The following is a 25206-nucleotide window of genomic DNA, read 5'->3' as shown; positions in this document are numbered from 1 at the left end:
TAAAATTTATCTTTTTGCAATACCTGTTAGAGCTTTGTGTTCTCTTGCAGGGAATACAAATGAAGCATTGTGGATTTCTGCTGAATAGTATTGTAAATCATCAAGTAAATCAGCTCTTTGAAGATTTAAATCTGCAGTTGGATGATATTTTTTTGATGCAATGATTGAAGTATTATGTCCAAATTTAAATGGCATAGCTATCCAAAATTTTGAACCAACAAGTTTTAAATCATCAAATAATTGTTCTTCATCTTCTGAAAAAGATTTTGTAGCAAAAGCTATAAGACCATCATCTTTTAAGATTCTATCGACATTTGCTAGTAATAATTCATCAAGTTTTACATCAGTTAAAACTATCACATCAACATTTTTTTCATTGTGTGATTTTAAAAATGCTAAATCTCCAAATTCAATATTTGAAATTTTATTATGTTTAGAAGCTTCTATTTTTAAATTGTCGTTTATTGTTCCAATAATTAAAACTTTTGAAGCTTCTTTATGTGTACAAAGTGGTATATGTACCATCATTTCATTAAATGCGTTATTATATTTCATTATATATAGTCCTTAAAATTTATAAATATTCTGCTATAATACCCAAAAATTTTTAAAGTAATCGCAAGATTTGTAAAATATAGATACAAAAAGGTGAATAATGGCAACAGTTAGTTACAAAGATGCAGGTGTTGATATAGATGCAGGAAATCAGTTTGTAGAAAATATCAAACCTTATGTAAAATCAACAATCATTCCAGGAGTTCTTGGTGGAATTGGTTCATTTGCAGGAGCATTTGAGTTACCAAGTGGATACAAAAAACCTGTAATTTTATCTGGAACAGATGGTGTTGGAACGAAGTTAAAACTTGCAATTGATGCAAAAAAATTTGATACTGTTGGAATTGACTTAGTTGCTATGTGTTCAAATGATTTACTTTGTAACTTTGGAGAACCACTATTTTTCCTAGATTATTATGCAACTGCAAAACTTGATGTAAACGAAGCTACACAAGTAGTAAAAGGAATTGCAGAAGGTTGTATAAGAAGTGAATGTGCGCTAGTTGGTGGAGAAACTGCTGAAATGCCAGGTATGTACAAAGAAGGTGATTTTGATTTAGCTGGTTTTTGTGTAGGAATTGCAGAAAAAGATGAACTTGATAGAATTTCAAAAGTAAAAGCTGGAGATATCTTGATAGCACTTCCAAGTTCAGGTGTTCACTCAAATGGTTTTTCATTAGTTAGAAAACTGCTTTTAGAAAAATTAGGAATGAGTTTAGAAGATGATTTCCAAGGTAAAAAACTAAAAGATGTTTTATTAGAGCCAACAAGAATTTATGTAAAAGAGTTCAAAGCTAATAAAGATAAAATCAATGCTTTAGCACATATCACTGGTGGTGGAATTACTGAGAATTTACCAAGGGTTTTACCTGAAAATTTAACAGCAGTAGTTCAAAGAAGCAAAATTAGAGTTTTACCAATCTTTGAATTTATGAGTAATCATGTAGAACTTGAAGAGATGTATAGAACATTTAATATGGGTGTTGGAATGGTTTTAGTTGTAAACCCTGCAAATGTTGATGCGATTTTAGCTAATACTGATGGTTATGTAATTGGTGAACTAAAATCAGGTGAAAGAAAAGTAGAATTTATCTAATATAAATTTAATCAATTAAAAAAGGGTGAGTATAAAAACTCACCCTTTTTTTATCTCTTCATAATACTTCAAAATCTCAACAACTTTAGAAGCATATCCCCACTCATTGTCATACCATAAAAGAAGTTTTATCATATTATTTTTAACCTCTAAATATCTATGGTCAATTATCGTTGTATATTTCTCTTTTTTAAAATCACTTGAAACTAAAGGCTCAAAATTATTTAAAATAATTGGAAATTGTTGTTGTTTTTCAAACTCTTTAAAAAGAGAAATTATCTCATCTTTTGTTGAAGTTTGTTTTGTAAACAAAGTCACATTTATAGCTCCAACTGTATCTGTTGGAACTCGTAAAGAGTTTGAAGAAATTAATTCACTATTAAATTTAGAAAGTACATAAGAACAAGCTTTTATTGTTGTAGTACGGCTTGGAATTATATTTTGAGTTGAACTTCTTCCAAATTCAAAATTTAAATCAACATCTCTAGTTGCACTTCCAACATAGTTACCATCAAGAACTCTTTGGTGATTAAGTAGTGGATGAATGGTTACTATATCACCACAAAGTATCTCTTTTTTATCATCAATTAGTTTTAAAGCAGGAAGTAAAGATGTAGCATTACATGAACTTGTTGAAATTATTTTGTGAAGATTTATATCAAGTTTTTCTTCATTTGCTCCTAAAATTAGATTTATATGAGCATTTTTATTTGGATGAGTTAAAAATATAGCTTTTACGGGAAGTTTCTCTAAAAGTTTTGCATCTTCTTTTTTTCCACTACAATCAATTATAATATCTACATTTTTTAAATCAATTTTATCTAAAGAATCAAAATGTGTGATTTTTATTTTTGATTTAGAGTTTTGAATATAATTATCTTCAATAATTTTAAATTTATCTTCTAATTTCCCATAAGTTGAATCATAGTTTATTGAATAAACTATATTTTCAATATATGGATTTATTTCATTTATAACAATAATTTCAAAATCTTTATTTTCTAAAAGCTGTTTTAAAACAGCTTTCCCAATTCTTCCCGCTCCATTTAGGAGTATTTTTGTACTCATAAGCTAACCTATACTATATTTTTTAATCGTAGTATAGTTTATTTTTATTTATAGACTTATTTTTTCTGCATTTCTATAAATAATATGTGACTTTTTATAAGAGGATTTATATTTAATATTTCCTCATCTACTATTTCCATAGCATCACCATTTTCTAAAATAGTGCCATTTACCTCAGCTTTTCCTTCAATTTGTACAAAATAAACTTGTCTATTCTTTTCTATTTTATATTCAAGCTTTTTATCAAATTCACTAACATAAATATTTATATCTTGATAGATTTTTATTTTGCTATCACCATCTAAAGAGGATACTATTTTCAATAATTTATTATCTCTTTGTTCTTCTTTAAATTTAAAAGAACCATAAAGTCTTGGTAGTCCTGCTTGAGGAGGTAAAATCCAAATTTGTAAAAGCCTTAAATCATCACTTTTATGAAGATTGTGCTCGCTATGATATATTCCATCTCCAGCACTTAAATATTGAACTTCTCCTCTTCTTAAAACTTCACTATTTCCCATTGAATCTTTATGTGTTATTTCTCCATTTACAACATAAGAAATAATCTCCATATTTGCATGAGGATGAGTGTCAAATCCACTTTCTGGATGAACAATATCATCATTTAAAACTCTTAAAACACCAAAATTAATGTTGTTTGGATTTCTATATTCTGCAAAACTAAAGTGAAATCTACTTTCTAACCAACCAAGATTTGACTTTCCCATATTTTCTTTTGCTAGTTTTTTTATCATAATTTATCCTTTTCATCAAAAACAAAACTTTCCATCGAAATATTTGAATATTGTATTTCACTATTAAAAGATTTTCCTCTTTTTTCTATTGCATTTCCAAAAGCAATATATAAAGGTAAAAAATGCTCTTTAGATGGATGGTTTTTATAAAAATTCACATCACTATTTATATTTATTAACTCTTCTTTATTACCATTTTCAATAACATTTTTTATTTTGTCATTAAACTCTTTTGCATAAGGTTTTACTATAGAACTAAAACTCATATCTCCAAGATTATGTGTAATACCACCACTACAAATAATCATAGCATCATTTTTAAATACTTTTAGTTTTTCACCTAAATTTATCAATTCAGCTTCACTATAAGAGTAAGGAATACTTAACTGTAAAACAGGAATATCTAATTTTTTATAAAATAATGCCAAGACATTCCATACTCCATGATCATAACTTTTTCTATTTTCATCAATTGATATATTTATATTTTCATTTTTTAATTTTTCTATTAAATTGTTCGTCAAACTTTTGTCACTATTTATTTCATAAGTAACCTTATATAATTCATCTTCAAAGCCATAAAAATCATACATTATTTTATTAGCTTCAGGACTTATAATTTTTAAATCTTTTGTAACATAGTGTGCTGAAACTATTATTATATACTTTGGTAATTCTAAACTAAGTGCAAATTTCTCAAAATTTCTTTTTGATTTAGAATCACTTAAAATTATATTTGGAGCTCCATGTGAAATAAATAGTGTTGGGTACATAATATTTATAATTTAGCTAAAAATTATTTAGCTAAATTCCCCTCTATATCAATAGTTAATTTAACTTCATCACTAACTGCAACTCCACCTGTTTCTAACACTTTATTCCAAGTAATTCCAAAATCACTTCTATTGATTTTTCCGCTTAAAGCAAATCCAGCTTTTTCACCAACTGCTCCACCATTTTCAAGTTGAAGTTTGATATTTTTTGTAACACCTTTCATTGTTAAATCTCCATAAACTACATCTTTTTCAACTTTTGTTGATTTAAAAGTAATTTTTGGGAATTTTTGTGCAGCAAAAATATCTTCTGATTTTAAATGTCCATCTCTTTTCTCATCAGCAGTATTGATTGAATCTACAACAATTTCACCACTTACAGATTTTAATTTGTTAGTTTTTTCATCATATTCAAAACTTCCCGATACATCATTAAATTTTCCTGTTACATTTGATATCATCATATGTTTTACTGTAAAACCAGCATTTGAGTGACTAGCATCAACATTATAATTTCCTGCAAATAAAGCTGTTGAAACAGCAAGTGATAATAAACCTAATTTTAATTTTTTCATAATTTTTCCTTTTTTTTAATATATTACTAATTAGTACATATAAAGCAAAAAAATATTAATTTGCTTTATAAACCTTATTTAACAAATCATATAAAGTATTTAGTTCTTCATCATTTAAAACTTCCATTGCTTTAGTTAAGTTTTTTGCATGATTTGGAAAAACTTCTTCAATAATCTCTTTACCTTTTTGTGTAATAGATAAAATTGATGCCCTATTATCATTTTGATCTTTTACTGATGTTATCCAATTATCTCTTTTAAGATTTTTTACAACAACAGTTATATTTCCAGGTGTACTCATAGTTAATTTTGTAATTGAACCTATGTTTAAATCACCTAAATGATATAAAACTTCTAACACTTTAAATTGATTAAACGTAAGATTATGTTTTAATAAATAATTAATTGTTAAATTTGTAATTTTTAAACTTGTTTTTTCTAATCTAACAACTGTTTTCATAGCTTTATCAGTTCTAGTTCCATAAGTTTTTAACGATTTATTATTCATTACATTCTCCATAAGTGAAATTATAGTACTAATTAGTAATAAATGTCAAGAGTAAAATATATAAATTTCAAAATTTCTTTATAAAGCTTTTATTTTAAGGGTTTTGTAGGTCAAACCTATTCTAATATTTTTATTAAAATAGGTTTTTTTGTAGTTTATTTTGTCTCTTTTTTCTTTTCAGTTACTTTTTTATTTGTTTTTTTCTTATCTTCTTTTTTCTCTTCAGGTTTTGGTTCTTCTACTAAATTTCCTTTAATATTTATTGTAAGTTTTATCTCATCAGAAACAGCAATAGAACCAGTTTCTAAAAGTTCATCCCAACTTATATCAAAGTAACTTCGTTTTGTTTCACCTTTCATTGAAAATATTACTTGTTTATCTAAAAATGCTTGATTTTCTAACTCAAGTTTTATATTTTTTGTAACATTTCTTATTGTTAGGTCTCCATAAACAATATTGTCTTCAATTTTAGTTGATTTAAAAAAGATTTTTGGAAATTTTTTTACATTTAAAATATCTTCAGATTTTAAATGTTCATCTCTTTTTTCATCGGCTGTATTAATCGATGATACAACTATTTCTCCCTTTAAAGATTTTAATTTATTTGTCTCTTCTTCATATTCAAAATTTCCAGACATATCATTAAATGTTCCAGTTACATTTGTAACTTTTAAATGTTTAACTGTGAAATTTGCATTTGAAAGAGATGTATCAATAGCATAATTTCCTGCAAATAAAGTCGTTGTAACAGCAAATGACACTAAAGTTAATTTCAAAAAATTCATCAATTTTCCTTTTTTATAAATATTGCTGATTATAACGAATTAATGTTGAAACAAGTTTCTATTTAGGCTTCTAAAGTTAAAAATAATCTTGATTTAGATAAAATATTCCGTTTTACTGAATGAAAAATTATTAAGGATAAATGAAATGTTATTAACACCAGGACCAACTCCAGTACCAGAATTTGCTAGAAAAGCAATGTCTGATATTACTATTCATCATAGAACTCCTGAGTTTGAAGCAATTTTTGAAAAAACTAGAAATTTATTATTAGAACTTTATGGAATGCCAGAAGTTTTAATGTTAGCTTCAAGTGGAACAGGGGCGATGGAAGCTTGTATTACAAACTTAACAAAACAAAAAGCTCTTACAATTAACTCTGGAAAATTCGGAGAAAGATTTGGAAAAATCTGTAACGCTTTTGATATTGAATACACAGAAATCAAAAAAGAGTGGAATACTCCAGTTACTGTTGAAGAAGTTGTAAATACTATAAAAAATGATTCTTCTATTGATGCTATTTTTATTCAAATTTGTGAAAGTGCAGGAGGATTAAGACATCCTGTTGAAGAAATTGCAACTGAAGTAAAAAAAATCAACCCAAATATTATGATTATTGCAGATGGTATCACTGCTGTTGGTGTTGAAAAAATCGATGTTACAAATCTTGATGCAGTAATTACTGGAAGTCAAAAAGCATTTATGTTACCTCCAGGTCTTGCAATAATCGGATTATCTGATAAAGCTGTTGAAAAAATTGAAGCAAATCCAAAAGGTTACTATTTTAACTTAGCGATTGAACTAAAAAATCAAAGAAAAAATACAACTGCTTGGACAGCTGCAACAACACTTATTATTGGTCTTGGTGCAATTTTAGAAAAACTAAAAGCTGATGGATTTGATACTTTATACACAAACACTGCATTAAGAGCAAAAGCTACTAGAGAAGCTTTAAAAGCTATTGGATTTGATATTTATCCAAAAAGTCCAGCAAATGCAATGACAACTGTTTATACAGAAAAATCAAATGAAATTAGAAAAATCCTAAAAAATAAATACAATGTAAATATTGCTGGTGGTCAAGATCACTTAAGTGGAAAAATCTTTAGAATAAATCACATGGGATTAGTTGAAGATTTTGAAGCTTCTTGGGCTGTAAATGCAGTAGAATTGACTCTTGATGATTTAGGAATTAGAACATTTGATGGTACTGCAAACAAAGTTTTTGCAATGACAATGTTTAAAGGAAATAATAAATAATGATTTTTGAACACGAAATTCCAAAAGGAAGTAGATTATACTTTGGAAAATTGGCAAAAGCAAAAAGAGTATTAGAAAATCAAGTTTGTGATATTTTAGATAAAGCTGGATTTGAAGAGATATTAACTCCAAACTTTTCATATTCTCAACATCAAGCAATTGCAAATGAAAAAAAGTTGATAAAATTTTCAGATGAACAAAATGAACAAGTTTCTTTAAGAGCTGATTCAACTTTGGATGTTGTAAGAATTATCACAAAAAGATTGGGAAGAACAACAAAACATAAAAAATGGTTTTATGTTCAACCAATTTTTTCTTATCCATCAACAGAAGAGTATCAAATTGGTTGCGAATGGATAGACCATAATAATATTGCTGATATTATGAATTTAACAGCAAATATTCTAAATTCTTTAAAAATTGAGCCTATTTTACAAATATCAAATATCAATATTCCAAAATTGGTTTGTAGTGAATTAAATCTAGATATCTCTTTATTAAAAAATGGAGAAATGTCTGAATTATTTAAATTAAATTGCGATTGGCTAAATAAACTTATAAAAGTAAAAGATGTAGCAAGTTTACAAAGTGTAATTGAACTTGTTCCAGATAGTATAAAAAAAGAGTTAGAAAAACTTCTTTCAAAAGCAAAAGAAGTAAAATATTCAAATATCATTATTGCTCCACTTTATTATGGAAGTTTAAAATATTATGATGATATTTATTATAGAGTAATAGATAAAAATTTACTTTTATGTAATGGTGGGATGTATTCAAGTAATGGACTTAGTTCATTAGGATTTGCACTATACACAGATAATTTATTAAAAATGTTAGAGGGTTGAAATGAAAGCAGATGTAATAGTTGGTATTCAGTGGGGAGATGAAGGAAAAGGTAAAATAGTAGATATGCTAGCACAAAAATATGACATGGTTTGTAGAAGCCAAGGTGGTCATAATGCTGGTCATACTATTTGGGTTGATGGAGTAAGATATGCTCTTCAACTAATTCCTTCAGGAATTTTAAATCCAAAAGCTGTAAATGTTATTGGAAATGGTGTTGTTGTATCACCTTTAAATATAATTAAAGAGATGAGCCAGTTTTCAAGTTTAGAAGGGCGACTATTTATTTCTGATAAAGCACATTTAAATTTACCATTTCATGCTTTAATCGACCAAGCAAAAGAGAGATTAAAAGGTGACAAAGCTATTGGAACAACAGGAAAAGGTATAGGACCTACTTATGCAGAGAAAGTAAGTCGTACTGGTTTTAGAATGGGTGAACTTTTAAATCCAATAAAACTTTGTGATGATATTTTAGAATACTTTAAACAAAATAGATCAATATTTGATGTTTTAGATATAAGTACTCCAAATAAAGATGAACTATTAGCTGAATTAAATGAATATAAAGAAAAATTAAGTCCATTTATTACAAATACAACTAACCTTGTTTGGAAAGCAATAGATGAAAACAAAAGAATCCTTTTAGAAGGTGCTCAAGGAACAATGCTTGATATTGACCATGGAACTTATCCTTATGTAACAAGTTCTAGTACAGTTAGTGCTGGTTCTTGTACAGGTTTAGGAATAAATCCAAAAGATATTGGAGTTATTACTGGAATTGTAAAAGCTTACTGTACAAGAGTAGGAAACGGACCTTTCCCTACTGAAGATTTTACTGAAGCTGGAAAAACAATAGGTGAAGTTGGAAAAGAGTTTGGAACAGTAACAGGAAGAAAAAGAAGATGTGGTTGGTTTGATGCAGTTGCAGTTAGATATGCAAGTAGATTAAATGGTTGTGACCAATTAGCTTTAATGAAACTTGATGTTTTAGATGGTTTTTCTAAAATCAAAGTTTGTGTTGCTTATGAACTTGATGGAGAAAGAATAGATTATATGCCATCAGATATGCAAAATGTAAAACCAATTTATGAAGAGATAGATGGTTGGGACAGTGTAGTTGGTATACAAGATTTTGATAAACTTCCAGTAAATGCAAAAAAATATATAGAAAAAATAGAAGAGATAACTTCTGTAAAAGTTGGGATTATTTCAACTTCTCCAGAAAGAGCAGACACAATTATAAGAGGGTAAAAAGATGAGATTAAAGTTACATCACACACCGTATGTTTCAAGAAGAATTACAAGAGATTTGATCAATTGTGATTTTGTAGAAATTAGAAAAGAAAAAAATAGTATTGAAGCAGAAATCGAGAAAATACTTGATGCGGATATAGAAAAAGAGTTTGCTTTAGATGAAAAAGTTCAAGAAATTTTAGAATCACAAGAAGAAGAAATAGAGTATCTAAATGCTGATAGAAGACAACTTTTTTGGATGACTAAAAAAAGATTAGCAAATGATTTTGGTGTTATTTTAAACAATGAAGATAGATTTTCAGATATTGCTCATAAAATCTTAGATTATTTATGGGAAGAAGATTTTATTCATTATGTGTGCTCTGATAATCAAGTTAAAAATATTATTTTCAATTCTTTAGATGACTTTATAAAAGGCTTTGAAAAAGCAGATAGTGAAGTTTTAACAAAACTAAGAAATTATAAAAGAAAGTTAATTCCAGGAACTGAAGATTATGACTTAGTTTATCATAGACTTTACGAAGAAGAATTAATAAAAAGAGGATTAATTTAATGCAAAAAGTATGGATATATTTAGAAAATGGAACTTTTTTAGAAGCAAAATCTTTTGGTGCAACAGGAACTGCTGTTGGAGAAATAGTTTTTAATACTTCATTAACTGGTTATCAAGAAATTATCTCTGATCCATCTTATGCTGGACAATTTATCACTTTTACAATGCCAGAAATTGGAAATGTTGGTGTAAATGATGATGATATGGAAAGTAAAATTTGTCATTGTAAAGGTGTTTTAGTTAGAAACTATCACAATGACTATTCAAATTATAGAGCACAAAATAATTTAGATAATTTATTAAAAGAACATGGTGTTTTAGGAATTTGTGATATAGATACAAGATATTTAACTAAAATGCTTAGAGATGAAGGAGCTATGATGATGATAGCTTCAACTGAAATCTCTTCAAAAGAAGAATTAGCAAAACAATTAGCTGCAAGCCCTAGAATTGAAGATATAAACTATATAGAAATAGTTTCTACAAAAGAAGCATATATTCATAAATCAGGAAGCTGGAATCATGCTATAAAAGCTTATGATAAAGCTGTGATGAGTGATAAAAAAGTAGTTGTTATTGACTTTGGAGTTAAAAGAAATATTTTAAATGAATTAGTTCAAACTGGACTTGAAGTAGAAGTTATACCATCTTCATTTAAAGGGGAAGACCTAATAGCAAGATTTGAAGCTAAAGAAATAGGTGGAGTATTTTTATCAAATGGTCCAGGAGATCCTCTAACTCTTGTAAATGAAAAAGTAGAAATTCAAAAATTAATAAATGCAAATATCCCAATATTTGCTATTTGTTTAGGACATCAATTACTTTCTATTGCTCATGGATATGATACTTATAAACTAAAATTTGGACAACACGGTGGTAACCATCCAGTTTCAAATAATGGAGTAGTTGAAATAACTGCACAAAATCACAACTATAATGTACCAGATAATATAGTTGAAATCGCAGATATAACTCATATTAACTTATTTGACAATACAATAGAAGGTGTTAAATATAAAAATAAAGAGATTTTTTCTGTTCAACATCACCCAGAAGCTAGTCCTGGTCCACATGAATCAAAATATATCTTCAAACAATTCGCAGAGATAGTGAAATAATTTTCACTTCTTTTGCATAATCTCTGTGTTAAATTTTACTTTAACTTATTCTTCCACAAAATAAACAAACTCTTTAATTATTTTTTAATATCTTTGATTGCATAAGATTTCGTAGAATTGTAAAGATCTTTTAACTTAAAAGGTAGATTATCAAGTATTGAGTTTTTTAGAAATTCAAGTCCTTGACTTATACCTTTTAGATCACTATATTCAAGTAAAGACTTATTCTCTGAATTTGTAAAATATCTAATTAAATTTTCAAAAAAAGCTCTAGATGATGTAAAAGCCTTATCTTGATACATTAATTCTAAATTACAAACAATAGCATTTTTAATATTAAGTTTGTTATTAGTCGAAGGTATTATATCTAAAAGTAATAATTCTGTTTCCCCACTATATTTCCATTTAGTTGATTGTTCAAATTCTTCAATAATAGAAATAAAACTTTTGTTGTCAAATGACCACTTAACACCATCAATAGTGATAACAACATTTTCATTTTCTGGTGCCCAATATGCTCCATAGCCACAACAAAAAAAATTTATATTATCACCAGACCTGTGATGTAAATAATCTAAACTAGGTAGTATTTCATCTTTAACAAATTTAATACTAGGTTGACAAAAAAGAATACCAACAATTGTATGTTTATTTATCTTTGAATTAATCTTTTGCATTGAACTAGAAGAAATTGGATCAACAGAATCGAAAAAAACACAAGAAATAGGAAGTTTATCGAACTCTTGATTTACTCTACTAATTATATAAGAATAATTAACTGCATCAACCATCTAAACCCTTTTTTTATTATAAAATAAATTTATCAATTACCTGATAAACCGCAGCTGTTGCAATTCCTGCAGCTATTCCTGCAATAATATCATCACCCATTACACCTAAACCACCTTTTACATCTCTATCAATTTTACCTATAATAGATGGTTTCCAAATATCAAAAAGTCTAAAAAATACAAAAGCAAGTGGTGCCATAAAAAGTATATTATCGCCATTTATTCCACAAATACTTAAAGCTATCCACATACCAGCAAGTTCATCTATTACTATTTCACTGCTATCATGTAAACCTACTTCTTTTTCATAGATATCAATTTGTTTAATTGCTACAACAGTTATCAAAATAGATAATAAAAACAAAGTTGAAGAGTGTAAAAATTCTAAAAGAAAAAGTCCTAAAATTAAAGAAACAAAAGAACCAACAGTTCCAGGAGCTTTTGGACTTAAACCACTAAAACCTACTGTTAAAAAAAATTTTCTCAAATTCATACATTATCCCCTATTTCTTTTTTTCGATATCTAGTTTTTTTCTTTTTTCCCAAAGTGATTTTCTTGAAATTCCAAGTTTTTTTGATAGTTCTGTATCTGGATATTTATTTTGATATGACATAACCATCATTTTTACATAATCATTTATTGTCATAATATTTGTAATTCCTACTAACTCTTTTTCACTATTTATCTCTATTTTTCTATAAGGGAAACTATCTTCACACTCTAAAGTAGAAATAACACAAGTTTTATCTTCAATATATTTAACAACATAATCTTTCATATTCTTTTTCAAAGTATGATAATCTGTTAAATATATAATTGTTTTTTCTTCTATACTATTTATTTGTTTTTGCCAAGTTGGAGAAACTAAAGATATAAAATAAATAGGTAAATCAACTTTTTTTGACAATTCAAAAACTAATTTATCTGCATATCTTTGAGAATTTGTCTCTATTAAAAGTGGAAAAGATGGAGGTAGTAAAATTCCACTTATATCAATATCTGACATAGTAAAATCAAAATACTCTTTTAAAGTTTGTAACTCTCTTTTTACATTTCTTGTATCAATATAGTGATATATTTTTCTTATCAATTCATCCATAATAAATGGCTTCATAATATAATCTCTTGCACCATCTTTTATATGATTTGTAACTGTTTCATCTGAAACATAAGAAACTAAAAGAAGAATGATAGATTTATGTGAATATTTTTTAGTTATCTCTTTACATAAAGCAGTTGGTAAAGAAGTTGATAATAAAATCACATCATAATCTTTTGATAAATTATCAATATTTGGTGATTCTATATAATCACAATTGTGTCCATCATCAAGAAGTCTTGAAACTACTTTTTGAGCTAAATATATCTCATTTTCGATAATTAATATGTTCATCTTTTTTTCCAATTATAATATTTCAATGTAGCAATACTTTGAACAGCAACCCCTTCTGCTCGTCCAATAAATCCTAGTTTTTCGGCTGTTGTAGCTTTTACATTTACAAACTGTTTTTCAATTCTTAAAAGTTTTGCCATTGATTTTTTAATTTCATCTTTAAAAGGATTAATTTTAGGTTTTTGTGCAATTATTGTTAAATCAACATTTACTATTTCATATCCAACATTATTTATAAAATTAACAATTTGTCCTAATAAAAGTTTTGAATCTATACCTTTATATTTATCATCTGTATCAGGGAAAAACTCACCAATATCTCCAGCTCCACAAGCTCCTAATAAAGCATCAATTACTGAATGAATCAAAACATCTCCATCACTATGTGCTTTAAATCCATATTCATAAGGAAGTTTTACTCCACCTAAATACATATCTTTTATCTCTTCAAAGGCATGAATGTCAAAACCAGTACCTGTAAAAAAATTATTTGAAGGAGCTTTTAAACAAGGAAGTTCATCAAGTTCATCACCTAAAGTTAATTTTTTACTAAAAGTAGAACCTTGAATATATTTTATTTTTCCATCTATTGCTTTGATTGCTGAACTTTCATCTGTAAATTCAATAGGTGTATTTAAAGCATCTCTCAAAACTTGAGTGCTTGAAAGTTGAGGAGTTTGTATAAGTTTTACATTACTTCTATCAATAGTATCATTTTCATAAACTACTGTATCTGTTACATTTAAAATAGGAACTATACAATCTGCACTAGATTTCTCATTTAAAAGATTTTCTATTACACTTTGAGGAACACAAGCACGTGCTACATCAGTTATCATTACATATTTTGTTGTTACAAATTGCAAACTATTTAAAATTGATAATTGTCTTGTTTCCCCACCTTTTACAAAAGTAAAATCATCACTAAAATTTTTCATATAATTTAGTTCATCTTGATGAGAAGTAACTATTATTTTATCAAATTTAGCAAAAGAAGATATTCTTTTTGTAACATTTAACCATAAAGGTTCATCTTCAACCCTTATCCATTGTTTTTTTGTTTTGTGTTCAAATCTCGTGGAATTCCCAGCGCAAAGAACTATTAATGTAACATCTAACAACAATAACTCCTTTTGTGTAAAAAAGTTACAAATTATAACTAATTGTTACTTAATGAATGTTGAGAATTTTTTTCTATTCTTTCTCTAATTGAATCTAATGAATTTAAAAAATATTCAACATCAAAATTATATTCAAGAACTTTTTTTAAAGCTTTTTCTATATTATTATTACTTAATGGATTTCTAATATCACATAAAATTTTTACAACATTTAATACTTGAGCTTTATGTAAAAAATCTTTTGGACAATTTTCTAAATCTTGAGTAAAAGCAATAGGAAAAATTATATTATGACTAAAATCCCAATGTTTAAAAATATTTGCACTAATTCTTGAACATGTATATCCAGTAAATTCAAGTTCACAAGCACTTATATCATCTGTTTCAACTAAACTTTTTAAAAAAAATTCTGTTTGTCTATCATCTTGAATTAACTGAGAGATTATAAACTTCCCAATATCTTGTAAAAATGCTGGCAAAAGTAACTCATTTCGTAAATCTTCATTGATTTGTCCAAGCCAATTATCAATAAAAATAGCACTTAATGCACTAGAATAAAAAAAATCATCATTTGTAACAGCATAAGCAAATAGGTTTTTGTTTATTGTTTTAGAAATTATAGTTCCAATAGAAATAGCTAAGATTAATTTTACTCCCAAAAGTTCAACTGCTTTATTAAATGTTTCAATTTTATAATTTCCACCAAAAAGATTTGAATTTGATATTTTTAAAATATTTGAAACTATCAAAGAATCTTTTTTTAGAATTTTTACTAACGCACTTACATCTGAGTTATCATTTTTTCTAAAATTATTAATTTCTTTGATACTATTTGGAAGATTTTCTAAAGTCTTTATTTCTTGAATTAAATTTTTTTTCATTGAATTTCTCTTTAAATTATGAAATATTATATAGAAAAGAAACTTATACAACTAATAATTCAAAAATTCATATGTTCCTTAAGCTTATATAAATATATTTGGCTATAATCCAGTTACAATTAATTAAATATTATAGGATTTTAAAATGAGAACTTGGTTAGACAATCATAAAAACGACAAAATTAGAACTCAAATGTATTATGCAAAACAAGGAATTATTACTCCTGATATGGAATATGTAGCGAAAGTTGAAAAACTCGATCCTGAGCTTGTAAGAGCCGAGATTGAAAGAGGAAGATTAATAATTCCAGCAAATGTAAATCATAAACATTTAGTTCCAATGTCGATTGGAATTGCATCTTCATGCAAAATAAATGCAAACATTGGTTCATCAGCACTTGCTAGTGATGTTTCAAAAGAGATTGAAAAAGTTGATGTTTGTTTAAAATATGGTGCTGATACTATCATGGATTTAAGTACTGGTGGTGACTTAGATATGATAAGACGTGCTGTAATTGAACACTCTACTGTTCCAATTGGAACAGTTCCTATTTATCAAATTTTACATGATGTAAAAGATAAAATTGAAGATTTAACAATCGAAAAAATGCTTGAAGTTATAGAAAAACAAGCTCAACAAGGTGTTTCATATTTTACAATTCATGCTGGATTCTTACTTGAATTTATGCCTCATGTTGCAAAAAGAAAAATGGGAATTGTAAGTCGAGGTGGTTCATTAATGGCTGCTTGGATGATGCATTATCATAGAGAAAATCCATTTTATGAAGCTTTTGATGAGATTTTAGATATTTGTAGAAAATATGATGTTTCTCTATCTTTAGGAGATAGTTTAAGACCTGGTTGTTTAGCAGATGCTAGTGATGAAGCACAATTAAGAGAGTTAAAAGTTCTTGGAGAACTTACTTTAAGAGCTTGGGAAAAAGATGTTCAAGTTATGATTGAAGGTCCTGGACACGTTCCTTTAAATCAAATAGAAAGAAATATGAAACTTGAAAAAGAGTATTGTCACGAAGCACCATTTTATATTTTAGGACCACTTACAACTGATATTGCTGCTGGATATGATCATATAAGTTCAGCAATTGGTGCAGCTGTTGGTGGATGGCATGGTGCTTCTATGCTTTGTTATGTAACTCCAAAAGAGCACCTAGGTTTACCAAATGCAGAAGATGTTAGAAATGGAATTATTGCATATAAAATTGCTGCTCACTCTGCTGACATAGCAAGAGGAAGAAAAGGTGCAAGAGATATTGATGATGAAATGAGTGATGCTAGATATGCATTTAACTGGAATAAACAGTTTGAACTTTGTTTAGACCCAGATAGAGCAAAAGAGTATCATGATGAAACACTTCCTCAAGATGTATTCAAAGAAGCAGAATTCTGCTCAATGTGCGGACCAAAATTTTGCTCATATAAAATAACGCAAAAGATAGTAAAAGAACATGGTCAAGAAATGGTTAATATAGCAGGTTAATTAAGACAAAAATTATCCTATTTTTATTATAATAACAATTTAATAAATTATATTATAAGGATTTATATGGCTACTATTGAAAATATTAAAAAAGAGTTAGAAAAAGTTAAATATCCAGGCTTTACAAAATCTATTGTAGAGTTTGGATTTGTTAAAGATATTAAACTTGATGGAAATAGCTGTTTTATTATTTTAGATATTACATCTACAGCAATTGAAGTTGAAGAGCAATTAAAAAAAGAGATAACTGACTGTATTGAGCCTTTAGGCCTAATGTTAACACTATATTTTAACAAACCAAAAGAGCAGGTTCAACAAAGTAATAGTACAAGTGGAAAAAACATTGCTCCTCAAATCAAAAAAATCGTAATGGTAAGTAGTGGAAAAGGTGGAGTAGGAAAATCAACTACAACTGTAAATCTTGCAATTGCAAGTGCAATGCAAGGTAAAAAAGTTGGTATTTTAGATGCTGATATTTATGGTCCTAATATTCCAAGAATGATGGGTTTAAATGGAAAAGAAGTTGAAGTTGTAGGAGATAAAGCAAAACCTTTAAATGCTTATGGTGTTGATGTAATGTCAATGGGAATGTTAATGCAAGAAGGTCAAGCTCTTATTTGGAGAGGTGCTATGATTATGAAAGCTATCCAACAACTTCTAAGAGATATTTTATGGGAAGATTTAGATATATTATTCATTGATATGCCTCCAGGAACTGGTGATGCACAACTTACTCTTGCTCAAAGTGTTCCTGTAAGTGCTGGAATAAATGTTACGACTCCTCAACATGTTGCACTTGATGATAGTAAAAGAAGTTTAGATATGTTTAAAAAACTTCATATTCCTGTTGCTGGAATAATTGAAAATATGAGTGGATTTATTTGTCCAACTTGTAATACAGAATCTGATATTTTTGGAATGGGTACTTGTGAAAATTTAGCAAAAGAGTATGAAACTCAAGTTTTAGGAAGTCTTCCAATAGAACCATCAATTAGAAAAGGTGGAGATAGTGGTAAACCAATTGTTTATTTTGAACCTGAATCAATAACAGCAAAAAGATATATGATTGCTTCTGATAAACTAATCTCATTTTTAAATTCTCAAGATGAAGTTTCAAATGCTGAAATTCAACCAATAATGCCAGCAGGTGTTAGCGCTTGTTCAACTGAAGGACAAAAAATAAAAGCTCAACATGATGAAGCTAAAAAATCGGGTGGAAGTTGCGGAAGTGGATGCGGATGCCATTAAGTAATAGATAAAAAAGAGTGTTTAAAACTCTTTTTTTATCCACATTGATAATACTCTTCAAATAACTCTTTAATTTTCTCAGTTACTAGTTTTTCATGCCAATTATGTCTTTGAGCAAATGTTTTTATCTCATACTCTTTTTGCTCTTCTGAACAGAAAAAATATAACTTCTTAACAAAAGGTTTTGGTACTGAAATAGCAATTTTTTGGAAAAAGCTCTCTTTACATTCAGCAGAACAAAAAACCTTTGATATTGGAATTTTTTTAGAGCAGTATTGACAACTATTTGTCATATTTAATACTCCTTTGTTTATTTTTAATCCTCGCATTATAACAATCGATTATTAAATGCAACTTAGTTGTATAAGAAATTTTAAAATTTCTATCATTTAATTCTTGAATTTTTTTCTTCGATTCCAGAGATTCCAAACCTTCTTGCTAACTCTTGTTTTACTCTATCTGGATTTATATTTTTGCTTGCAAGTGCCACTAAAACGTGATAAGCAACATCTGCGGCTTCATAAATAATCTCTTCTTCATTGTCATCTTTTACTGCAAATGTAAACTCACCTGCTTCTTCAACAATCTTTTTAAGCATAGAATTTTGATTACCTTTAAGTAATTTTGCTGTATATGATTTTGAAACATCTTCATCTTTTCTTTCACAAATAGTATGATATAAAGTATCAATAACTCCATAAGCTGCTGTAGTATTTATTTCAACGTCACTAATTATTTTATCAGTTTTTAGATTTGTATAAAAACATGATTTTCTACCTGTATGACATGCAACTCCAGTTTGATTTACTTTTAATAAAAGTGTGTCATTATCACAATCAACCAATATTTCTACAATTTCTTGAAGATGGTTTGAACTTTCACCTTTTTTCCAAATTCTCTGTTTGCTTCTACTAAAATAGTGAGCATAATTTGTTTTTATAGTAAGTTCTAAAGCTTCTTTATTCATATAAGCAAGCATTAAAACTTCATTTGTTTTCGCATCTTGAGTAATAACTGGTATTAGATTATTCATCTTTTCCCAATCAATTTTATTTAACTGTTCCATTAATTTATACCTTTAAACTTTGTACCAACATCTATTTTAAATCCTTCTATTGTCATTAATTCTCTATTTATATCTAAATTAAATCCAAAACTATAATCACTTTCTTTTTCTTCTTCTGTTTTCTCTTTATATTCTAAAATATCTTCATATTTTACATTTTGATTATATTTTAAAATATCTTCATATTTTGGTTCAGGTTTTATTCTCAAAACAGATTCTATCTCTTGTGCATAAATTGTTGAGATAAAAAAAAGATTAATTATTATAAATAGTTTTCGTTTTTTCATACTACTTTTCTTTATAAAGAAGTAGTTAAAACTACCTCTTTTATTTTTGATTTACAATTGTATCTCTTGACTTATCTTTAGTATCAACCCAAATATTTGGAGTTGCTCCACCTGGTGTTAAGAAAATTTTCGCATCTTTATTTTCTCTTAGAGCTTCATTGAATTTTCCTTGAACCTCAATTTGTTGCATTTGTAATAAATTTTGAGTTAAAGATTGAGCTATTTCTTTATTAGCTTCAGCTTGTGCTTTTGCTTCAATAGTTACAGCATCTGCTCTACCTTGAGCTTCAATTCTTCTAGCTTCAGCTTCTCCTGTTGCAAGAGCAGCTCTTTTTTCAGCTTCTTGTTTTGCTCTTTGAACTTCGTATCTTACTCTTTCTGCTTCTTGATTTGCAATTTGAACTTTTTCTATTTGTTCTTTAATTTTTTCAGGAAGTACAATCTCTTTTAATTGTACAGATTCAACAATAACTGCACCTTGAGATCTTTCTGTTACTTTTTCTTTAATTAATCTATCAAGACTTTCAGCAACATCATTTCTTTTCATTGGAAGAACTTCTGCATTATATCCACCAAGAACACTTCTTGCAACTTCTCCAACAATTTGGTTAACAATTTTATCTTCCCAAGATGGTCCCCAAGTTGCAATAGTTTCAGGAACACCTTCAGCTATTATTTTATATTGAACAGTTAATTCAATAGAAATTGGTAAACCTCTTGAATCAAGAACATTGATCGCTGGATTATTTTTGATACTTTGGTCAAAAGAACCTATATTTTGTGTATTCATATATGTTAAAAGTCTAACTTTTGTATCAACCACAATAACTCTTTGAATTACAGGAATATAGAAGTGAAAACCTGGATTTAAAGGTTCTTTATCATATTTTCCTGTTGTTGCTTTGATCCCAACTTGTCCTGATTCGATAATTACAAAAGGTTTAAAAATAAATAAAACTCCTATAATTATAATTATTGCGTAAAGCATACCTGCTTTTTTCCCAAAATTCTTAAAAAACTCTGGTGTTTCAAATGGTGGTTGAAAATTACCACCATTTCCTCCACCATTATTATTTTGTTGTCTGTTTTTAAAATAGTCATTGTCTATCGGCATATTTTTCCTTATTTAAATATTTTAATAACTTATAATAATTAAAATTAGTTAATGTAAGTTAAATACTTAATATATTTTTCATTTTTTCCAGTAACTGCATCAAAATATGCAGACTGGATTTTTTCAGTAATTGGTCCTCTTGAACCACAACCAATAACTCTTGCATCAACTTCTCTAATTGGAGTTATTTCAGCAGCAGTTCCAGTAAAAAATGCTTCATCAGCAATATAGATTTCTTCTCTTGTAATTCTTCTTCTTACAACTTCAATTCCTAAATCTTTTGCTAATTCAATAGCTGTTGCTTGAGTAATAGACTCTAAAGAATTATCATTTGGTGGAGAAATTAATACTCCATCTCTAACGATAAAGAAACAAGCACCACTAGCTTCTGCAATATATCCTTGGTCATCTTTTAATAAAGCTTCATCATATCCAGCCTCAACAGCTTCATATTTTGCCATTTGAGAGTTTAGATAATTTGCAACTGCTTTTGCTTTACCCATTCCAGAAGTATTTGGAGTTCTTGAAAAAGATGAAATTTTTACTCTAACACCTTTTTTTAAACCTTCTTCTCCTAAATATGCTCCCCATTCCCATGCAGAAAGAGATACTTTTACAGGAGCATCTTTGTGATAAAGTCCCATAACACCATAACCTAAATAAACTAATGGTCTTAAATATGCACCATTTGTTAATTCATTTTTTTGTAAAAGTTCAACTTGTGCTTTATTTAACTCTTCTAAAGAAAAAGGCACATCCATTAAAGTCATTTTTGATGAATTTAACAATCTTTTTGTGTGTTCATTTAATTTAAAAATTGCACATCTTCCATCAACAGTTTTATAAGCTTTTGTTCCTTCAATAGCACCATTTCCATAATGTAATGTATGACTTAAAACATGAACTTTTGCATCATGCCAAGCAACAAATTCTCCATCCATCCATATATATTTTGATTCAGTCATCTTAGTTATTTCCTAATACTTTATTTATTTTAGTTAATATTTTAGCCAAAAGATAATTAAAATCTTGATTCTAAGACTATTTTTTCAAATCTAAAATAATTAAAATTTGATTTAACAGCTTTTAACCACTCTTTAAATATACTATCTAATGAATATTATTAAAAACAATTATAATTTATAAAAGTAGAGAATTAATGGAAGAATTAATAAAAAATTTAATTGATAAAAGAGTCCTTATTATCGATGGGGCGATGGGAACTCAACTTCAAATAGCTGACATAAAAAAAGAAGAGTGGTTTTTTGAAGATTTAGACTTAGAAGGTTGTAATGAACTTTTAAATTTAACTGCACCTCATATATTAGAAACAATTCACGATAACTATGCAAAAGCTGGTGCTGATTTGATTTCTACGAATACTTTTGGTTCAATGCCTTGGGTTTTAGATGAATATAATATTGGTCATATGTCTTATGAGTTGTCAAAATTAGGTGCTAGTTTAGTAAAAAAATCTTGTGAAAAATTTTCTACACCAGAAAAACCTAGATTTTGTCTTGCTTCAATAGGACCAGGAACAAAACTGCCGTCTTTAGGTCACATTAAATATGATGAAATGTATGAAGGTTACAAAATCATGGCTAAGGGGCTTGTTGATGGAGGAACTGATATTTTCTTACTTGAAACTTGTCAAGACCCACTTCAAATAAAAGCTGCTCTTCATGCACTAAATGATGTGGCACCTAATATTCCAATTATGGTGTCAGTAACCATCGAATTAAGTGGAACTATGCTTATTGGAACTGATGCGATGACAATTGCTGCTATTATGGCACCATTTAATATTTTATCTCTTGGATTTAACTGTGGAACAGGTCCAGTACAAGTACATAAACATGTTAAAACTTTAAGTCAAGTTTGTAAATTCCCAATTTCAGTTCACTCAAATGCTGGACTTCCTCAAAATAGAGGTGGAAAAACTTATTATCCAATGCAACCAGAAGAGTTTACAGCTTTACAAAAAGAGTTTTTGAAAATAAATGGTGTTTCATTTTTAGGTGGTTGTTGTGGTACAACACCTGAACATATTGAAGCTTTGGCAAAGGCTGTTGAAAATGAAATTCCACTAAAACCTTGTGGATTTTTAAAAGCTTCATTAGCAAGTTTATTTAATATCGTTCCATTAAAACAAGAACCAGCTCCTTTACTAATAGGAGAAAGAAGTAATGCTACTGGAAGTAAAGCTTTTAGAGAGTTACTTAAAGCCAATGATTATGAAGGAACATTAAGTGTTGCTCAACAACAAGTTCGTGCAGGAGCTCATGTAATTGATGTATCTGTTGGATTTGCAGGACGAGATGAAAGATTTGATATGGATGAAGTTGTTTCACTTTATTCACAAAAAATTGCACTTCCTCTTATGCCTGATTCAACTCAAATTTTAGCACTGGAAGCAGCACTTAAACAAATTGGGGGAAGATGTATAATCAACTCTGTAAACCTTGAAGATGGAATTGAAAAATTTGATGCTGTTTGTTCTTTAGCAAAAAAATTTGGAGCTGCACTTGTTTGTCTTGTAATTGATGAAATTGGAATGGCAAAATCAAAGGAAAGAAAATTAGAAGTTGCAGAAAGAATTTTTGACTTATGTGTAAATAGACATGGATTTGATCCTGCTGATTTAGTATTTGATATGCTTACATTTACTATTGGTTCTGGAGATGATGAATATAGAACAGCAGGAATTGAAACACTTGAAGCAATAAGAGAGTTCGAAATAAGACATCCTGAAGTAGGAACGACTTTAGGACTTTCAAATATCTCTTTTGGTTTAGCAACAAATGCTAGAATTTATCTAAACTCTATTTATCTTGACCATTGTGTAAAAGCTGGACTTACAAGTGCTATTGTAAATGTAAAACATATTTTGCCACTAAATAAAATAAGTGAAGAAGATAAAAAAGCTTGTGATAATTTGATTTTTAATATTTGGGAAAATGGTGCTGACCCACTTTTTGCATTTATTGAACATTTTTCAAATGTAGAAGGTCAAGAAGAACAAAGCGATGAAGAGTATCAAAAACTAGAACCAATTGAAAAAGTAAAAAAACTTCTTCTTGATGGAGATAAAGAGAGACTTATTCCTTTAGCTTTAGAATTAAGACATACAATTAGTCCTGAAATTATCGTAAATGAGTGGTTAATTGATGGAATGAAAGTAATAGGTGAACTTTTTGGAAGTGGTCAAATGCAGTTACCATTTGTACTTCAAAGTGCTGAAACAATGAAAGCTTGTGTTGATTCGCTTAATCCATATTTACCAAAACAAGAAAAAGCAAGTGAAACAACTCTTATTTTAGGAACTGTAAAAGGTGATGTTCACGATGTTGGTAAAAACTTAGTTGATATTATTTTAAGTAATAATGGATTTAAAGTTGTAAATGTAGGTATAAAAGCTGATTTAGGACAATTTGTTGAAGAACTAAATAAACATAATGCTCATGCTATTGGAATGAGTGGATTGCTTGTAAAATCAACAGCTGTTATGAAAGAAAATCTTGAAGAGTTACAAAAATTAGGTATTAAAGTTCCTGTACTTCTTGGAGGTGCAGCACTTACAAAAAACTTTGTTGATGAATATTGTAGAACTATTTACGATGGTCCTATTTTTTATTGTAGAGATGCTTTTGATGGTGTTGTTTCTATGCAAAGAATTGAAAAAGGTGATGAAAACAATACTGCACTTGCAGCTGATTTAATTGAAAGAATAGATACAAGTGATAGAGTTGAAAAAGAAGAGATTGAAATACCTTCTTATGAAGAGATATCTATGCCAGAACGTGGAAAATTTGTTTTTCCTCCAATTTGGGATAGAGTAACAAAAAGAGGTGAAAAACTAAATAAAGAGTTGATTTTTAAATGGATAAATCATAGAGTTTTATTTAGACAAAGATGGGGATATAAAAGAGGAAAACAGACTCCAGAAGCTTTTATGAAATATGAAAGAGATGTAGTTGAACCAACTTATGAAGCTTTAAAAGCTGAATTAGTTGATAAAGATATCTTTGACCCAATTGCAATTTATGCTTATTATCCTTGTATATCACATGATAATAAACTTTATATTTTTGATAAAAAATATCTGTTTAATTCACTTGAAGAGTCAAAAAATATTCCACCTCTAAGTGAAGCTATAAAAGTATTAGAATTTCCAAGACAAAAAAGAAAACCATTTAGATGTATACCTGACTTTTTTGCAAATGATAGACTTGATGTAGTTGCCTTTACACTTGCAAGTGCTGGACTTAAAATCACTGATTATGAAAGAAGTTTATATGATAATGGTGAATTTACAAAATACTATCAAGTTCATGGACTTGGAGTTGAACTTGCTGAAGCATTAGCAGAAGTTTTACACAAACAAATAAGACTCGATTTAGATATTGTACCGAATGAAGGACACACTTTAAATGATGTTCAAATGAAACAATATGTTGGTTGTAGATATTCTCCTGGATATGCAGCTTGTCCTGATCTAGCGATGAATAGAGATATTTTTGATTTATTAAATCCTGAAGAGTTTGGAATAGAACTTAGTGAAACATTCCAAATGCATCCCGAACAAACAACTTGTGCAATAGTTGTTACAAATCCTGAAGCAAATTATTATAATGTATAAGAGTTAACTCTTATACATTTAAT

The 25206-nt window shown here is 28.1% G+C and carries 26 protein-coding genes; 9 read left to right on the top strand and 17 right to left on the bottom strand.

The annotated features are described in order from the left end of the window. Positions 1-6: 6 nt before the first annotated feature. Positions 7-555, bottom strand: a complete 549-nt coding sequence (locus CKV87_RS00715; protein WP_012012037.1) for a spermine/spermidine synthase domain-containing protein — start codon at positions 553-555, stop codon at positions 7-9. A gap of 100 nt (positions 556-655) precedes the next feature. Here CKV87_RS00715 and purM point away from each other — a divergent pair, with 100 nt between their 5' ends. Beyond that, positions 656-1651: a phosphoribosylformylglycinamidine cyclo-ligase gene (gene purM, locus CKV87_RS00710; RefSeq protein WP_012012036.1), complete on the top strand. Its 996-nt coding sequence runs from the start codon at positions 656-658 to the stop codon at positions 1649-1651. A gap of 39 nt (positions 1652-1690) precedes the next feature. Here the strand turns inward: purM and CKV87_RS00705 are convergent, their stop codons facing one another. From CKV87_RS00705 to CKV87_RS00680, 6 genes are all read right to left on the bottom strand, one after another. Then, entirely contained in the window at positions 1691-2719 is a 1029-nt protein-coding gene (locus tag CKV87_RS00705; RefSeq protein WP_012012035.1) for a glyceraldehyde 3-phosphate dehydrogenase NAD-binding domain-containing protein, read from the bottom strand. A gap of 56 nt (positions 2720-2775) precedes the next feature. Continuing rightward, entirely contained in the window at positions 2776-3474 is a 699-nt protein-coding gene (locus CKV87_RS00700) for a pirin family protein (RefSeq protein ID WP_012012034.1), read from the bottom strand. Next, on the bottom strand, positions 3471-4247 hold the full coding sequence (locus tag CKV87_RS00695) for a DODA-type extradiol aromatic ring-opening family dioxygenase (protein WP_012012033.1): 777 nt from the start codon (positions 4245-4247) through the stop codon (positions 3471-3473). The genes CKV87_RS00700 and CKV87_RS00695 overlap by 4 nt, the downstream gene beginning before the upstream one ends. A 23-nt stretch (positions 4248-4270) precedes the next feature. Beyond that, on the bottom strand, positions 4271-4822 hold the full coding sequence (locus CKV87_RS00690) for a YceI family protein (protein WP_012012032.1): 552 nt from the start codon (positions 4820-4822) through the stop codon (positions 4271-4273). Between the two features lie 55 nt (positions 4823-4877). Further along, on the bottom strand, positions 4878-5330 hold the full coding sequence (locus tag CKV87_RS00685) for a MarR family winged helix-turn-helix transcriptional regulator (RefSeq protein ID WP_012012031.1): 453 nt from the start codon (positions 5328-5330) through the stop codon (positions 4878-4880). A gap of 155 nt (positions 5331-5485) precedes the next feature. Then, positions 5486-6115 (bottom strand): YceI family protein, encoded by a 630-nt coding sequence (locus CKV87_RS00680; RefSeq protein ID WP_012012030.1) that lies wholly within the window; start codon positions 6113-6115, stop codon positions 5486-5488. Between the two features lie 145 nt (positions 6116-6260). On the opposite strand from CKV87_RS00680, the gene CKV87_RS00675 reads away from it, so the two are divergent. Genes CKV87_RS00675 through carA form a run of 5 tightly spaced genes read left to right on the top strand, consistent with a single transcriptional unit; the run spans position 6261 to position 11144 of the window. Continuing rightward, a complete protein-coding gene (locus CKV87_RS00675) occupies positions 6261-7373 on the top strand; it encodes a pyridoxal-phosphate-dependent aminotransferase family protein (protein ID WP_004510175.1) in 1113 nt (370 codons plus the stop codon). Further along, the gene (locus tag CKV87_RS00670) at positions 7373-8218 is read left to right on the top strand and encodes an ATP phosphoribosyltransferase regulatory subunit (RefSeq protein WP_012012029.1); all 846 of its coding nucleotides are present in this window, start codon (positions 7373-7375) and stop codon (positions 8216-8218) included. Before CKV87_RS00675 ends, CKV87_RS00670 begins: the two co-directional genes overlap by 1 nt. Position 8219: 1 nt before the next feature. After that, positions 8220-9470: an adenylosuccinate synthase gene (locus CKV87_RS00665; RefSeq protein WP_012012028.1), complete on the top strand. Its 1251-nt coding sequence runs from the start codon at positions 8220-8222 to the stop codon at positions 9468-9470. Between the two features lie 4 nt (positions 9471-9474). After that, entirely contained in the window at positions 9475-10026 is a 552-nt protein-coding gene (locus tag CKV87_RS00660; RefSeq protein WP_004510172.1) for a DUF507 family protein, read from the top strand. After that, positions 10026-11144 (top strand): glutamine-hydrolyzing carbamoyl-phosphate synthase small subunit, encoded by a 1119-nt coding sequence (gene carA, locus CKV87_RS00655; RefSeq protein ID WP_012012027.1) that lies wholly within the window; start codon positions 10026-10028, stop codon positions 11142-11144. The genes CKV87_RS00660 and carA overlap by 1 nt, the downstream gene beginning before the upstream one ends. A 77-nt stretch (positions 11145-11221) precedes the next feature. Here carA and CKV87_RS00650 read toward each other — a convergent pair whose 3' ends face one another. From CKV87_RS00650 to CKV87_RS00630, 5 genes are read right to left on the bottom strand one after another with little or no spacing between them, the layout of a single operon-like run. Then, positions 11222-11935 (bottom strand): hypothetical protein, encoded by a 714-nt coding sequence (locus tag CKV87_RS00650; protein ID WP_012012026.1) that lies wholly within the window; start codon positions 11933-11935, stop codon positions 11222-11224. A 16-nt stretch (positions 11936-11951) separates the two neighbouring features. Beyond that, the gene (locus CKV87_RS00645) at positions 11952-12428 is read right to left on the bottom strand and encodes a phosphatidylglycerophosphatase A family protein (protein WP_012012025.1); all 477 of its coding nucleotides are present in this window, start codon (positions 12426-12428) and stop codon (positions 11952-11954) included. 10 nt (positions 12429-12438) lie between these two features. Next, positions 12439-13329, bottom strand: a complete 891-nt coding sequence (locus CKV87_RS00640) for a DNA-binding transcriptional response regulator (protein WP_014467989.1) — start codon at positions 13327-13329, stop codon at positions 12439-12441. Further along, positions 13326-14450: a bifunctional 2-C-methyl-D-erythritol 4-phosphate cytidylyltransferase/2-C-methyl-D-erythritol 2,4-cyclodiphosphate synthase gene (locus CKV87_RS00635; RefSeq protein ID WP_012012023.1), complete on the bottom strand. Its 1125-nt coding sequence runs from the start codon at positions 14448-14450 to the stop codon at positions 13326-13328. The genes CKV87_RS00640 and CKV87_RS00635 overlap by 4 nt, the downstream gene beginning before the upstream one ends. Before the next feature lie 38 nt (positions 14451-14488). Next, the gene (locus CKV87_RS00630; protein ID WP_012012022.1) at positions 14489-15331 is read right to left on the bottom strand and encodes an HDOD domain-containing protein; all 843 of its coding nucleotides are present in this window, start codon (positions 15329-15331) and stop codon (positions 14489-14491) included. A 145-nt stretch (positions 15332-15476) separates the two neighbouring features. Between CKV87_RS00630 and thiC the strand changes: the two genes are divergently transcribed. Both thiC and CKV87_RS00620 read left to right on the top strand, forming a co-directional pair. Next, positions 15477-16829, top strand: coding sequence for a phosphomethylpyrimidine synthase ThiC (gene thiC, locus CKV87_RS00625; RefSeq protein WP_004510166.1), 1353 nt, complete (start codon positions 15477-15479; stop codon positions 16827-16829). A 66-nt stretch (positions 16830-16895) separates the two neighbouring features. Further along, entirely contained in the window at positions 16896-18077 is a 1182-nt protein-coding gene (locus tag CKV87_RS00620) for an Mrp/NBP35 family ATP-binding protein (protein WP_004510165.1), read from the top strand. Positions 18078-18112: 35 nt separating this feature from the next. Here the strand turns inward: CKV87_RS00620 and CKV87_RS00615 are convergent, their stop codons facing one another. From CKV87_RS00615 to CKV87_RS00595, 5 genes are all read right to left on the bottom strand, one after another. Then, a complete protein-coding gene (locus CKV87_RS00615) occupies positions 18113-18370 on the bottom strand; it encodes a hypothetical protein (protein ID WP_012012021.1) in 258 nt (85 codons plus the stop codon). A gap of 92 nt (positions 18371-18462) precedes the next feature. Next, on the bottom strand, positions 18463-19143 hold the full coding sequence (gene hisIE / locus CKV87_RS00610; RefSeq protein ID WP_012012020.1) for a bifunctional phosphoribosyl-AMP cyclohydrolase/phosphoribosyl-ATP diphosphatase HisIE: 681 nt from the start codon (positions 19141-19143) through the stop codon (positions 18463-18465). Then, positions 19143-19430: a hypothetical protein gene (locus CKV87_RS00605; protein WP_012012019.1), complete on the bottom strand. Its 288-nt coding sequence runs from the start codon at positions 19428-19430 to the stop codon at positions 19143-19145. Before CKV87_RS00605 ends, hisIE begins: the two co-directional genes overlap by 1 nt. 40 nt (positions 19431-19470) lie before the next feature. Then, positions 19471-20544 (bottom strand): SPFH domain-containing protein, encoded by a 1074-nt coding sequence (locus CKV87_RS00600; RefSeq protein WP_012012018.1) that lies wholly within the window; start codon positions 20542-20544, stop codon positions 19471-19473. A gap of 44 nt (positions 20545-20588) precedes the next feature. After that, positions 20589-21509 carry a branched-chain amino acid transaminase gene (locus CKV87_RS00595; RefSeq protein ID WP_004510160.1) on the bottom strand — a complete coding sequence of 307 codons (921 nt, stop codon included), beginning with the start codon at positions 21507-21509 and terminating at the stop codon, positions 20589-20591. 194 nt (positions 21510-21703) lie between these two features. On the opposite strand from CKV87_RS00595, the gene metH reads away from it, so the two are divergent. Next, entirely contained in the window at positions 21704-25183 is a 3480-nt protein-coding gene (gene metH, locus CKV87_RS00590; protein WP_012012017.1) for a methionine synthase, read from the top strand. Positions 25184-25206: the final 23 nt, after the last annotated feature.

Origin of the sequence: Aliarcobacter butzleri, assembly GCF_900187115.1 — a bacterium.
Lineage (GTDB): Bacteria > Campylobacterota > Campylobacteria > Campylobacterales > Arcobacteraceae > Aliarcobacter > Aliarcobacter butzleri.
This window is presented reverse-complemented; position numbering and strand designations above follow the sequence as displayed.